The sequence below is a fragment of the Streptomyces sp. MBT65 genome (genome assembly GCF_016612545.1).
Taxonomy (GTDB): domain Bacteria; phylum Actinomycetota; class Actinomycetes; order Streptomycetales; family Streptomycetaceae; genus Streptomyces.
Genome location: NZ_JAENRY010000068.1, coordinates 1 through 12582, shown reverse-complemented (window position 1 = coordinate 12582; position 12582 = coordinate 1). Strand labels below are relative to the sequence as shown.

Here is a 12582-nt window from a genome sequence, read left to right as displayed (position 1 = left end):
TTAACGGCCCGGTCGCGGAGAGTTCACAGCCTCCGAACCTCTCGGCTCCGGAACCACCGAACAAACTGGCTATGCTCACGACATGGCCGCTCTCGGATGGCTCACTCCCCGTAGGCGCTCCGCCACGGCGCGGAGCGTGTTGGCAGGCGAGGCCTCTGCGGAGGCAGCGCGCAAGTCGTCGCAGGACGCGCAGGACATACAGGACACCCTCGCGCAGGAAGAAGCAGCGGAGGAACCGGAGTTCCCGGTCCTCGGCGACGACAGAGCCGCGGCCTTCTTCGACCTGGACAACACCGTCATGCAGGGCGCGTCGATCTTCCACTTCGGCCGAGGCCTGCACAAGCGGAAGTTCTTCGAGACCCGAGATCTCCTCAAGTTCGCCTGGCAGCAGGCCTATTTCAGGCTCGCCGGCTCCGAGGACCCCGAGCACATGCAGGAGGCGCGCGACTCCGCGCTGTCCATCGTCAAGGGCCACCGCGTCGCCGAACTCCAGTCGATCGGCGAGGAGATCTACGACGAGTACATGGCCGAGCGCATCTGGCCCGGCACCCGCGCCCTCGCCGAGGCGCACCTCGCCGCGGGCCAGAAGGTGTGGCTCGTCACAGCGGCCCCCGTGGAGATCGCCAACGTGATCGCCCGCCGCCTCGGCCTCACCGGCGCGCTCGGCACGGTCGCGGAGTCCGTCGACGGCGTCTACACCGGCAAGTTGGTCGGCGAACCCCTGCACGGCCCCGCGAAGGCGGAGGCGGTACGGGCGCTGGCCGCGGCGGAGGGCCTGGACCTCTCGCGCTGCGCCGCGTACAGCGACTCGCACAACGACATCCCGATGCTCTCGCTGGTCGGGCACCCCTACGCCATCAACCCGGACTCCAAGCTGCGCAAGCACGCGCGCGAGCTGGACTGGCGGCTGCGCGACTACCGGACGGCCCGCAAGGCGGCCAAGGTCGGCATCCCGGCGGCGGCCGGCGTGGGCGCGGTGGCGGGCGGCACGGCCGCGGCGATCGCATTGCATCGCCGACGCCGGTGACGCGGTAAACACAGCCAATCCACGGGTCGTACCCGCGTAACCCGCTGTCCAGTCACGTTGGCTGCACACGGCCACAACACGCCCCGGTCCCTGACTGAATTCGGACCACTTCGATCAACAACCGGTCACTCTGCGGTACTTGATCGGCCGTCAATCGGTTACGGAAGCGACGTAATCGATGATTTGAGCAACTGGGTGTAGCAGTGCCTGCACGAAGCGTTATTCTCCTCAGACGCAATCCGGTACCCCTCCGTCGCTACGACGGGTGAATGTTCCGGTACTGCACGTGATGGAAGCTCTGCCTCTGGGAGTCCCGTGTACCCACACGTCGGGGTTGACGCCTCGGGCCTGGCTACGCTGCGCGCAACGGTCCAAGACCTGTTGCGCGGCTTCGTCCCCACCGCGTACGCCGTCCCCGCCGCCTTCGCCACCACCGCACCCGTCGGTCCGTGCTACGCACTGGCCGACGGCGGCGCGGCTGTTGGCAGACGAGGGCGCTCGGCCGGCGCCGCCACCGCACGACGTCCGGCCGCTGACAGCGACAGCGCCCGGATGATGGACCTCGTGGAGCGTGCCCAGGCCGGCGAAGCCGACGCCTTCGGCCGCCTCTACGACCAGTACAGCGACACTGTGTACCGGTACATCTACTACCGAGTGGGAGGCAAAGCCACCGCCGAGGACCTCACCAGCGAGACCTTTCTGCGCGCCCTGCGGCGCATCGGCACGTTCACCTATCAGGGTCGGGATTTCGGCGCCTGGCTGGTGACGATCGCCCGCAACCTGGTGGCCGACCACTTCAAGTCGAGCCGCTTCCGGCTGGAAGTCACCACCGGCGAGATGCTCGACGCCAACGAGGTCGAGCGCTCCCCCGAGGACTCCGTCCTGGAGTCCCTGTCGAACGCGGCCCTCCTGGACGCCGTACGACGGCTCAACCCGCAGCAGCAGGAGTGCGTGACGCTGCGTTTCCTCCAGGGCCTCTCCGTCGCGGAGACCGCCCGGGTGATGGGCAAGAACGAGGGTGCGATCAAGACCCTCCAGTACCGGGCCGTGCGCACTCTCGCCCGGCTCCTCCCGGACGACGCCCGCTGACGGCACACGCTGGGTAACGCCCAACTCGCGCTCAGTGAAAGTCCGTTGAGTTCGCGGTCGGATCATCCGTCGTCCGTAACCCAAGTGCCGCGCCACTCGTTGTGCGGGATACAGGCTCCCTGTGGTCACGACCTGGCCCTCCCCGATCACTCGATCGTGTGGATGCGGTCAGGCTGTGCAACCCTCAGGACCCCCTGGGGAGTCGACCGTCATGACGCGAGAGGAGGTGCCGCCAGTGATCGCGAACGTATCGGCGCACCGGCGGGCGAACGCCTTCGCCCAGGCCCTGGAAGAGGAGCAGTCCGACCAGGGCACGGCGGCCGAGCAGTCCGAAGGACCGGCCCCGGCCCCGGCTGCTGCGGAACAGACCGAGCAGGGCCGCATGCTGGCCTTCGCCACCGGTCTCGGCGAGCTGCCCAAACCCGTGCTGGACCCCGAGGTCAAGGTGGTCCAGCGGGCTCAGCTGGTCGCCGCGTTCGAGGCCATGCTGCAAGGCGAGGCACCCGAACCCTCGGTACCGGAGCAGCGCTCCCACCGGTCCCGGGGCACGCACCGGGCCACCGGTCTGGGCAAGCTGCGACCCCGGTCCCGGCTCTCCAAGGGCCTAGCGGCCGGCGGACTGAGCGTCGGGGTGGCCGCGGGTGCCTTCGGCGGAGTGGCCGCGGCGAGTTCGGGCGCCCTGCCCGGTGACTCGCTCTACGGCCTGAAGCGCGGCATCGAGGACTTCAAGCTCAACTACCTGTCCGACGGCGACGACCAGCGCGGTGTGGCCTACCTCGACCAGGCGTCCAACCGCCTGAGCGAGGCACGCCGGCTGATCGAGCGGGACCGCGGCGGCCACCTCGACCACGAGCAGCTCGGCGAGATCCGCCGCACGCTCGCCGGGATGACGCACGACGCGTCCGAGGGCCACCGTCTGCTGCACGAGGCGTACGAGCAGGACCCGAACTCACTGGGCCCCATCCAGGCCCTCTCCACGTTCTCCCGCTCGCACCGCGAGGCCTGGGGCGCCCTGCGCGACCGCCTCCCCGTCCAGCTCGGCGACGTCAGCGAGCAGGTCTCCTCGGTCTTCGACGCCATAGACGAAGAGGTCGCCCCGCTCCAGTCGCTGCTGCCCCAGCCCCCGGCGAAGCCCAGCAGCGGGGGAACGGGCAGACACCGCGCTCCCGGTACGACCTCCACGGGCGGCTCCACCGGCACGCACCGCTCGACGACTCCGAGCACCACCGACGGCTCGGCGGAGTCCAGCCACTCCAGCACCCCCAGCCAGTCCGCCACGTCCGGCGACGGCCTCCTCGGCGGCAACACGGGCGGCCTCCTGGACCCCCCGAAGTCCTCCGGCACGGCGTCCCCGTCCACGACCAAGCCGTCCCTCACGGAACCGGACGTCACCCTCCCGCCCCTGCTCCCGGGCCTGCTGCCGGGCCTGGGCATCGACAGCGAGGACGCGAACTAGCAGTCCCTGATGACGAGTTGGGGGCGCCTCTCACTGCGAGGGGCGCCCCCGACGTCGTACAGCCGATCATCAGGTTTCTCAGATGACACCCACGAGAAGCCAACCTCAGAAGAACACCGACCTGCGCTGCACCAGCAGCTTGTACAGCGTGTGCTGGATCTGCTCTCTCACCTGGTCCGTGAGGTTGAACATCAGCATCGGGTCCTCGGCCGCCTCCGGCGGGTAGCCGTCCGTGGGGATGGGTTCGCCGAACTGGATCGTCCACTTCGTGGGCAACGGGATCGCGCCCAGCGGACCCAGCCACGGGAACGTGGGTGTGATCGGGAAGTACGGGAAGCCCAGGACGCGGGCGAGGGTCTTGGAGTTGCCGATCATCGGGTAGATCTCCTCCGCGCCCACGATCGAGCACGGGATGATCGGCGTGCCCTTGCGCAGGGCCGTGGAGACGAAGCCGCCGCGGCCGAAGCGCTGGAGTTTGTAGCGCTCGCTGAACGGCTTGCCGATGCCCTTGAAGCCCTCCGGCATCACACCCACCAACTCGCCCCGGCCCAGCAGCCGTTCGGCGTCCTCCGCGCAGGCGAGGGTGTGGCCGGCCTTGCGGGCGAGTTCGTTGACCACCGGGAGCATGAAGACGAGGTCCGCCGCGAGGAGGCGCAGGTGGCGGCCCGCCGGGTGGTTGTCGTGCACGGCGATCTGCATCATCACGCCGTCCAGCGGCAGCGTCCCCGAGTGGTTGGCGACGATCAGCGCGCCGCCCTCCGCTGGGATGTTCTCGATGCCCTTGACCTCGACCCGGAAGTACTTCTCGTACAGCGGGCGCAGCGCCGGCATCAGGACCTCGTCGGTGAGCTCCTCGTCGTAGCCGAAGTCGTCGACGTCGTAGTCCCCGGTGAGCCGGCGGCGCAGGAAGGACAGGCCGTGGGCGACCCGGCGCTCCAGGCCGCCCAGCATCTGCTGGATGTCCTCGTCCGGTGTCTGCTCCGGCTCATGTTCCTCACGCGTCACAGGAACATCATCCTGCGCGAAGTCCCGGACCGGCAGGGGCTGGACCTCATGGACCAGCGCGGGCTCGCCGTTCTTGCGCCGGCTTCCCGCGCTCCGGCGCCGCTGCGGCCGCTGCACGCCGTTCGCACGGGACCGGTCGTCGTCGAACGGAATGACCTTGGCATCCGCCATCGTTGATGCGCTCCTCAGTTGGCGCTCGGCGTCGGGGGGTGGCCACCGCCCGGCAGGGACAGCGCGGCGATCCGGTCGACGGCCCCCGCGACGGCCTCGGGCGGCAGCAGCCCCGGGCCCTGGCTGCGCGCGAAGTCCGCGAAGGTCTCGGCGGTCGTGTACTTCGGCTTGAACCCCAGCGTCTCGCGCATCTGGACCGTCGACACGACCCGGCCGTGGGTGAGCAGCCGGATCTGTTCCGGGGAGAAGTCCGTCATCCCCAGCGTACGCACCAGGGAACCGGCCCAGGTGACCGCCGGCAGCAGCAGCGGCACGGTCGGGCGGCCCAGCCGCCGCGAGCACTGGGAGAGCAGCAGGACGCCGTCCCCGGCGATGTTGAAGGTGCCGCTGTTGAGCGTGCCCCGCTCCGGGTCGTGCGAGGCGATCCGCAGGACGTCGATCACATCGTCCTCGTGCACGAACTGCAGCCGCGGGTCGTAGCCGAACACGGTCGGCAGCACCGGCAGCGAGAAGTACGACGCGAGCGGCGAATCGGCCGTAGGACCAAGGATGTTGGCGAACCGCAGCACGCACACGGCGACGTCGGGGCGGCGGCGGGCGAAGCCGCGGACGTAGCCCTCGACCTCGACGGTGTCCTTGGCGAAGCCGCCGCTCGGCAGGGACTTCGGCGGGGTGCCCTCGGTGAAGACGGCCGGGTCGCGCGGGGCGGAGCCGTAGACGTTCGTGCTGGACTTCACCACCAGCCGCTTCACGACCGGCGACTTCTGGCAGGCGCCCAGCAGCTGCATGGTGCCGATGACGTTGGTCTCCTTGACCGTGGTCCGGCTGCCGCTGCCCAGCGCGGTGCCCGTCACGTCCATGTGGACGACCGTGTCGGCGCCCGACTCGGCGAGCACCCGCGCGATGGTCGGCTGCCGGATGTCGGCCTGGATGAACTCCGCGCCCCCGAGATGGTGCCCGGGCACGACCGCGTCCACGGCGATCACCCGGTCCACTTCCGGATCACGCTGAATGCGTCGTACGAACCGGCCCCCCAACTGACGGGCCGCTCCGGTCACGAGCACGACCTTCCCCAAGATCAGCGCCTTCCTTTTGAGTTACCCGTGTGCGGCCAACCTAGCGGTTCGGTGTTGCGCTGTGATGACCGCCTGACGCACGAGAACCCGAGTACCCACATTCGGCACATGACACGGACACGGGCATAACTGTGGCCCCCCACCGAATGCGGTGGGGGGCCACAGGAGACGCTCTCGCGGCGCCGCGTCGCCTACTTCTTGTTACGACGCTGCACGCGCGTGCGCTTCAGCAGCTTGCGGTGCTTCTTCTTAGCCATCCGCTTGCGCCGCTTCTTGATAACAGAGCCCACGACTACCCTCGCTCACTTCTCATCACTCGGTGCTGGGCATCATGGGCCCATACGACCTACAAGGGGCCAGCCTACCCGTCCGAGCGCTGAGGTCGTAATCGAGGTATCGCCTCAGGCTGTCTCCACCCCCACATAACTCTCGCGAAGGTACTCGTGTACCGCTTGCTCGGGGACGCGGAAGGACCGCCCCACCCGGATAGCGGGCAGATGACCGCTGTGCACCAACCGGTACACGGTCATCTTCGACACTCGCATCACCGAGGCGACCTCCGCCACGGTAAGGAACTGAACCTCGTTCAGAGGCCTCTCGCCAGCTGCAGCCATGACACACCTGAACCTTCCGCACTCGACGGTCACCGGCTTCCCCTTCCGGTGACTCTTCGTCGTTGCGTGCTCACTCCCCAATGTAGGGGCGTGTGATGCGAGTGGGGAAGAGGTGCACCCATCGGCGGCCTACTGTGACAGACACGCTCGATTGAGTACGTAGCGGGTAAGCGGCCGGTAGTAAGCGGACCGCACGGCGTCGTCAAGTGGAACTACGACGGACACCGACCCCTCGGCCTCCCCCACGAAGAGCGCGGGATCGTCCGTATCGGCCAGCCCAATGGCCTCGAACCCCAGCTGACCTGCTCCGCAGACCCATCCGTGGTCCCCGATCACCAGCTCCGGAAGCACCCCTCCGGCCTCCGCCGCAGCCCCCAGCACCGTCCGAACCGGGAGCGGTGAGTGCGTGTGTGCGCCGGGCTCACAACCGGTGCGTTCGGGGCCCGGTTCGCGGACGAGCGCGACGCCCTGTACGTAATCAAGGTTGTACGTGCGTAGACCGAACCGGGTCGTTATGTCGACAGAGAGACCCTGCGCAGGGGTGAGAACAGCACATCCCGCCGCCGACAAGGCGTCCGCCAACGCGGCGTAGAACCCGAGCAGTCGATGCGGATGCCCGGTGCCGAGCAGCACGGGTCCGTTGCGCTCAGCCACCGCGCCCAAGCGGTCGGCGAACGCGTCCAGGGCGGTCAACGTCCGCTCCGGGTCGATCACATCATGCCCGGAAGTGTGCGTCGGGTCGGCCGAAACCCCACACTTGTCCGCCATCAACCCCATCAAATCCCGCTGCCCCCACGTCCATTCGGGATCGAGTCCGATCAACACCCGGGGATCACGGGCGGCGAAGGCGCGATAGCTCCGAAGGCTCTCCTCCCGCGAGGTGGCCACGGGTCCGGCCAGCCGGGCGGCCAGCAGATGGGCGCGGAGGGCGCCGGCGGTCAACACGGGAGCGATGCTGACAGACAGCGCCACCGGGCACGGCGGGAACGCGGGAAACACCGCGCGGTTGGCGTAACACCGGTGACAGAACGGTGACAAAAGCGGCCACAACCGTCGTACGGATTCCCGGGTCTCACTCTGCGTGGACGGCAACGACCATCCGTCCCAGGCAAGTTGACCATCAGAAAAACCAACAGGGGGAACACCACGATGCAGCTGAAGACGAAGCTGTCCCGCCGCACCACGACCGCCGCCGCCCTCGCCACCCTGGCGCTCGGCGGCACGATCGCCGCCACCGCCCCGGCCTCGGCGGCCACCACCTCCACGTCCGCCAGGGCGGCAGCCACCGCCACGTACAACGGCGCCTGCGGCACCGGCTACAAGGTCATCGACTCCACGCCGGTCGGCAACGTCGGCAAGGTCTTCCTCACCTGGAACGAGTCGACCGGCAAGAACTGCGCCGTGACCATCCGCAACACCCCCGGCGCGAAGATCCACATGGCCGTCGAGCTCAACATCGCCGTCAACTACGAGCACAACCCGGTAGTCGACAGCGGCCAGTACACGACGTACGCGGGCCCCGTCTACATGTCCGCCCGCGGCTACTGCGCCGTATGGCAGGGCGTCATCGGCACAGCCACGGGCGGCGACTCGGGCCACTGCGGCTGACCCACGGGCGCAACTCAGGCCACTGCGCCTGACCCACGAACGCCGGGGGCAGGCTGACCACCTGCCCTCGGCGGCCGTGCTTCGGCGGCGGCCGTTGGTCGGCGGGGGCCACGCTTCGATGCCGGCCACTCTGCGACGCCGGAGTCGGGCACGCTTCGATGCCGGTGTCAGGCGGGTCGTTCTTCCATGCTGGTCGGCCTTATTTCGCGGTCGGCCACTCTTCTACGCCGGTCGGCCGCACGTCGCGGCTGGCCGGCCGCACTTTCCAGCGCCGGTCAGCAAACCCAGCCCGTCCGGCACCTTCCGACACGGGCCGCCACCGCCCAGGCCGCCCGGCACTTCTCCAATACAGGCCGCCAACATTCAGCCCGTCCGGCACCTTTCCAACACGGGCCACCAACATCCAGGCCGACCGGCGCCTTCCCAACGCAGGGCGCCAACACCCAGCCCGACCCGCACCTTTCAACCCAGGCCCGCATTATTCAGCCCGTCCGGCGTTTGAGGACGAGGCCCCTTCAGGGCCGAAGCGGGGTCTGGGGGCGCAGCCCCCAGGGACGCCCACCCCAACGACCCCGCACGATCATCCGCTCCACCGCCGGAGGCCTACGCCAGCAGCCCCCGCAACGGGAACACCGCCCGCCGAGCCGCCACAACCGCCTGATCCAGCCGATCCGCAGGGTCATACCCCGACTCCCAGTCGGCGTAAGCCACCGGCCACCGCCCGTCCGTCATCCGCTGCGGCCCCAACTCCCGCGTCCGAGCGAACACTTGCTGCCGCCACCCCTCAGGAATCACCGCCTCGGGCGCGATCTCCCGCCCCGCAGCGATCGCGACCAGATGCGTCCACGACCGCGGCACCACCTCCACCACCGCATAACCACCCCCACCGAGCGCGACCCACTTCCCGTCCGCGTACTCGTGCGCGAGCTCATGGCACGCCACCTGCACAGCCCGCTGCGCGTCCAGCGACACCGCGAGATGAGCGAGCGGATCCTCGAAGTGCGTATCGGCCCCGTGCTGCGTCACCAGCACCTGCGGCCGGAAGTCCGCGATCAGCTCCGGTACGACGGCGTGAAAGGCCCGCAGCCACCCCGCGTCCCCGGTCCCGGCCGGCAACGCCACATTGACCGCCGAGCCCTCGCCCGCCCCCGCCCCGATCTCCTCGGGCCACCCGGTCTGCGGAAACAAGGTCCGCGGATGCTCATGCAGGGAGATCGTCAGCACCCGCGGGTCCTCCCAGAACGCCGCCTGGACCCCGTCCCCGTGATGCACATCCACATCGACGTACGCGACCCGCTCGGCCCCCAGCTCCAACAGCCGGGCAATGGCCAACGAGGCATCGTTGTAGATACAGAACCCGGAGGCAGCTCCCGGCATAGCGTGATGCAGCCCACCCGAGAAGTTCACGGCGTGCAGCGCATCCCCGCCCCACACAGCCTCAGCAGCCCCCACCGACTGCCCCGCGATCAACGCCGACACCTCATGCATCCCGGCAAAGGCGGGATCATCCATGGTCCCGAGCCCATACGCCCCGTCCGCCGACCCCGGATCCGCCGACGCGGCCTTCACCGCCTCGACGTAGTCCTCCCGATGGACGAGCCGCAACGTCGAATCACCGGCAGGCTTCGCCGCCACCACATCCACGTCCTTGTCGAGCCCGAAGGCATCGACAAGGCTCCGCGTCAGGGCGAGCCGGACCGGGTCCATCGGATGGTCCCGGCCGAAGTCATAGCCCGTTACTGCCTCGTCCCACATCAGCTGTGCGCGCCCGCTCATGCCCGTCACCGTACCGGCCCTCCGCCGGCGCGAACGAGCGAGCGTACACCAACGTCACCAGCACCAACACCATCGGCACGAGCATCGCCCCGCGATAACTCCAGGCATCCCCCAACGCCCCCACCAACGGCGAACCGATCAGAAACCCCACGTAATTGAAGACATTGAGCCGCGCAATGGCCGTGTCCGAAGCCCCCGGGAACAACCGCCCGGCCGCCGCGAACGTCTGCGGCACCAGCACACACAGCCCGAGCCCCAGCAACGTGAACCCGAGCATCCCGACCCCGGCCCCCGGCGCCACGGCCACCACCGCGAACCCGACCGCGGCCACCACAGCCCCCAGCCGTACGACGGCGACAGCCCCGAACTTCCGCACCCCGAGGTCCCCGATCCCCCGCCCGACCAGGCACATCACCATGTAGACGTTGTACGGAACGGTCGCGACCTGCTCCGAACTCCCCAGCACGTCCTTCAGGTACTTCGCACTCCAGTTGGAGACGGTCGAGTCCCCGATATAGGCGAAGGTCATCACCAGACACAAGGGCAGCAGCAACTTGAAGACGAGCGGCCCGGCCTCGGCCCCCTCGCCCTCCGCCTCCGGCCCACTCCCGTCGACGTACCACCGACTCCCCACAAAGGCAGCCGGCAACAACACAGCCACAACCGGCAGATACGACACCCACAACGCGAGATGCCAGTGCGCCCCCGCCCACGCCAGCGAGGCCCCCACGATCCCGCCCAGGCTGTACGCGGCATGGAAGCTGAGCATGATGCTCCGCCCGTACGACCGCTGCAGGCTCACCCCGAGCATGTTCATCGAGGCGTCCAGCGCACCCACACCGAGCCCGAACGCCCCGAGCGCGACGGCCAGTTCGGCCATGCTGTCGCCCGCCCCGACCCCGAGCAGCGCCAGGAGGACGACGGGCTGGGACCAGCGCAGCAGCACGCTGGGCCGTATTCGCTTCACCAACTGCTCGGTGGTCACGCTCCCGACGCCGGCGAGGATCGGCACGGCGGCCAGGAAGACGGGCAGCAGCCCGTCCGAGACCCCGTACCGGTCCTGGATCGCGGGGATGCGTGTCACGAGCAACGCGAAGGTGGCGCCCTGAGCGAAGAAGCTGAACGCCAAAGAGGCCCTACCGCGCCGCAGCACATCTGTCATGGCGGCGAGCGTAAGGGCCCCGGCGTACTCGTGGGTAGATCCAGCCAAAGATGAATTCTGCTCACCTTTACCGAGCGACGACGAGCGAAGGAAGAACCGCAGGTGAGGACACATCCCCGGCCGCGACCTCGGCATCGATCATCTCCGCCATCGGCCCGACCGCGAGCCCCCCGCTGACCACCGCGGTCACGACCATCGTCCCCACCATCACGACCGTGCCCAGCCACACCATGGTGTCCACGGGCAACGTGTACACCCCGACGATCCGCGCGAGGCACTCGCCGAGCAGCATCACACCCCACACCACCGAGAACCGCCGCTCGGCCCGCCGAAACCCCGCCGACCCGCCCAACAGCCGCTCGAACGCGGCCTCCCGCGCCGGATCACCCTTCACCAGGAAAGGCTTCATACCGGCGGTCATCATCGGCTTCCCCACCCACACGGACACCAGGATCCCGATCCCGACGGCACTGCTGACCCCACTGTCCTTCGCGAGCATCAGCCGCGGATCACCGGCCACAAAGCTGAGCAGCAGCCCGACGACGTTCACAAAGAGGATCAACGCGGCGAAGGCATGGACCTTCCGCTCCGCGACGACCCCCCACCCGGTCCGCACCGCCGGCACGACACTGCTCCACCCCAGCGCCGCCACGGTCCCCATCCCGAACCCGCCCTTCAGCAGGTAGTACGACCCGATCGGCACCGCCACGTCCGCGAGCAGCGGCGCGAGGTTCTTCTTCATGGAGCCCGTGTCCGTCGTCATGCCCTCAGACTGCCGGGGAGCCCGGGCCGGCAGTAGAACCGATCGTCCGGACCTCGGCATGACAAATGTCAGACGAGCAGGCCAGGCAACTCCCGCATATCACCGAAGAGTTGCCTGGCCCCGGCCAGCCGCTCAGCAGGCGTCATGGCGGTGAACCCATACACGTCCATCCCGGCCGCCACCCCAGCCCGCACCCCCAACGGACTGTCCTCTACGACGACACACCGCTCCGGCGCGACACCCATCCGCTCGGCCGCGTACAGGAACAGATCCGGCGCGGGTTTCCCCCGCCCCACGTCCTCGGAGCTGAAGACCCAGTCGTCCTCGAACCACTCGTCCAGCCCCGTCGTCCGATGCCCCACCCGAATCCGCTGATGACTCCCCGACGACGCCACGCAGTACGGCACCCCGTGCGCGACCAGTCTCTCCAGCACATCGACGGACCCGGCCACGGGCTTCAACTCCCGCTCGAACGCGGCAAATACGCGAGCGTGGAAGACCTCGTCGAAGTCGTCCGGCAACCGCTGCCCGGTCCGCTCCTCGACGAGATCATGTACGCGGTGCATCGCCGCCCCCATGTAGTCGCGGAGGGACTCCTCGTAGGAGGTCGGGTGCCCGAGCTCGGTGAGATAGCCGGCCAGCAGCCTGTTGGAGATCGGCTCACTGTCGACGAGGACACCGTCGTTGTCGAAGATCACGAGGTCATAGCGCATACTGCTGAGCCTAAACGCAGAAAACCCCCGTACCGATTTAACGGTACGGGGGTTTTCGCAATATTTGTTCGGCGGCGTCCTACTCTCCCACAGGGTCCCCCCTGCAGTACCATCGGCGCTGT

The 12582-nt window shown here is 68.7% G+C and carries 13 protein-coding genes; 4 read left to right on the top strand and 9 right to left on the bottom strand.

The features are described 5' to 3' along the window. Window positions 1-82: 82 nt before the first annotated feature. From JHN63_RS17605 to JHN63_RS17595, 3 genes are all read left to right on the top strand, one after another. On the top strand, window positions 83-1027 hold the full coding sequence (locus JHN63_RS17605; protein WP_200682017.1) for an HAD family phosphatase: 945 nt from the start codon (window positions 83-85) through the stop codon (window positions 1025-1027). Window positions 1028-1342: 315 nt separating this feature from the next. After that, window positions 1343-2116 carry an ECF subfamily RNA polymerase sigma factor, BldN family gene (locus JHN63_RS17600; RefSeq protein WP_026151088.1) on the top strand — a complete coding sequence of 258 codons (774 nt, stop codon included), beginning with the start codon at window positions 1343-1345 and terminating at the stop codon, window positions 2114-2116. A gap of 235 nt (window positions 2117-2351) precedes the next feature. Then, window positions 2352-3572, top strand: coding sequence for a DUF5667 domain-containing protein (locus tag JHN63_RS17595; protein WP_200682016.1), 1221 nt, complete (start codon window positions 2352-2354; stop codon window positions 3570-3572). A gap of 105 nt (window positions 3573-3677) precedes the next feature. Here the strand turns inward: JHN63_RS17595 and JHN63_RS17590 are convergent, their stop codons facing one another. The 5 genes from JHN63_RS17590 to JHN63_RS17570 all read right to left on the bottom strand — a co-directional run bounded on the left by JHN63_RS17590 (window position 3678) and on the right by JHN63_RS17570 (window position 7383). Beyond that, on the bottom strand, window positions 3678-4748 hold the full coding sequence (locus JHN63_RS17590; protein WP_200682015.1) for a lysophospholipid acyltransferase family protein: 1071 nt from the start codon (window positions 4746-4748) through the stop codon (window positions 3678-3680). A gap of 14 nt (window positions 4749-4762) precedes the next feature. After that, window positions 4763-5824, bottom strand: a complete 1062-nt coding sequence (locus JHN63_RS17585) for an NAD-dependent epimerase/dehydratase family protein (RefSeq protein ID WP_200682014.1) — start codon at window positions 5822-5824, stop codon at window positions 4763-4765. Between the two features lie 191 nt (window positions 5825-6015). Next, window positions 6016-6114 (bottom strand): 30S ribosomal protein bS22, encoded by a 99-nt coding sequence (locus tag JHN63_RS17580; protein ID WP_003948845.1) that lies wholly within the window; start codon window positions 6112-6114, stop codon window positions 6016-6018. Between the two features lie 111 nt (window positions 6115-6225). Beyond that, complete coding sequence (locus tag JHN63_RS17575) at window positions 6226-6438, bottom strand: helix-turn-helix domain-containing protein (RefSeq protein WP_004984898.1); 213 nt, start codon at window positions 6436-6438, stop codon at window positions 6226-6228. Between the two features lie 129 nt (window positions 6439-6567). Beyond that, on the bottom strand, window positions 6568-7383 hold the full coding sequence (locus tag JHN63_RS17570; RefSeq protein ID WP_200682013.1) for a phosphatase: 816 nt from the start codon (window positions 7381-7383) through the stop codon (window positions 6568-6570). 204 nt (window positions 7384-7587) lie between these two features. On the opposite strand from JHN63_RS17570, the gene JHN63_RS17565 reads away from it, so the two are divergent. After that, a complete protein-coding gene (locus tag JHN63_RS17565; RefSeq protein ID WP_200682012.1) occupies window positions 7588-8046 on the top strand; it encodes a spore-associated protein A in 459 nt (152 codons plus the stop codon). 603 nt (window positions 8047-8649) lie between these two features. Here JHN63_RS17565 and JHN63_RS17560 read toward each other — a convergent pair. The 4 genes from JHN63_RS17560 to JHN63_RS17545 all read right to left on the bottom strand — a co-directional run bounded on the left by JHN63_RS17560 (window position 8650) and on the right by JHN63_RS17545 (window position 12460). Continuing rightward, entirely contained in the window at window positions 8650-9822 is a 1173-nt protein-coding gene (locus JHN63_RS17560) for an acetoin utilization protein AcuC (RefSeq protein ID WP_200682011.1), read from the bottom strand. Then, window positions 9773-10984 carry an MFS transporter gene (locus JHN63_RS17555; RefSeq protein WP_200682010.1) on the bottom strand — a complete coding sequence of 404 codons (1212 nt, stop codon included), beginning with the start codon at window positions 10982-10984 and terminating at the stop codon, window positions 9773-9775. Before JHN63_RS17555 ends, JHN63_RS17560 begins: the two co-directional genes overlap by 50 nt. A 67-nt stretch (window positions 10985-11051) precedes the next feature. Continuing rightward, on the bottom strand, window positions 11052-11747 hold the full coding sequence (locus tag JHN63_RS17550; protein ID WP_200682009.1) for a VC0807 family protein: 696 nt from the start codon (window positions 11745-11747) through the stop codon (window positions 11052-11054). Window positions 11748-11815: 68 nt separating this feature from the next. Beyond that, on the bottom strand, window positions 11816-12460 hold the full coding sequence (locus JHN63_RS17545) for an HAD family phosphatase (RefSeq protein WP_200682008.1): 645 nt from the start codon (window positions 12458-12460) through the stop codon (window positions 11816-11818). Window positions 12461-12582 lie beyond the last annotated feature (122 nt).

Coding starts and splice junctions, on each gene's coding strand:
- JHN63_RS17605 (WP_200682017.1), top strand. CDS start 83: ATGGCCGCTCTCGGATGGCTCACTCCCCGTAGGCGCTCCGCCACGGCG.
- JHN63_RS17590 (WP_200682015.1), bottom strand. CDS start 4,748: ATGGCGGATGCCAAGGTCATTCCGTTCGACGACGACCGGTCCCGTGCG.
- JHN63_RS17575 (WP_004984898.1), bottom strand. CDS start 6,438: ATGGCTGCAGCTGGCGAGAGGCCTCTGAACGAGGTTCAGTTCCTTACC.
- JHN63_RS17565 (WP_200682012.1), top strand. CDS start 7,588: ATGCAGCTGAAGACGAAGCTGTCCCGCCGCACCACGACCGCCGCCGCC.
- JHN63_RS17560 (WP_200682011.1), bottom strand. CDS start 9,822: ATGAGCGGGCGCGCACAGCTGATGTGGGACGAGGCAGTAACGGGCTAT.
- JHN63_RS17555 (WP_200682010.1), bottom strand. CDS start 10,984: ATGACAGATGTGCTGCGGCGCGGTAGGGCCTCTTTGGCGTTCAGCTTC.
- JHN63_RS17550 (WP_200682009.1), bottom strand. CDS start 11,747: ATGACGACGGACACGGGCTCCATGAAGAAGAACCTCGCGCCGCTGCTC.
- JHN63_RS17545 (WP_200682008.1), bottom strand. CDS start 12,460: ATGCGCTATGACCTCGTGATCTTCGACAACGACGGTGTCCTCGTCGAC.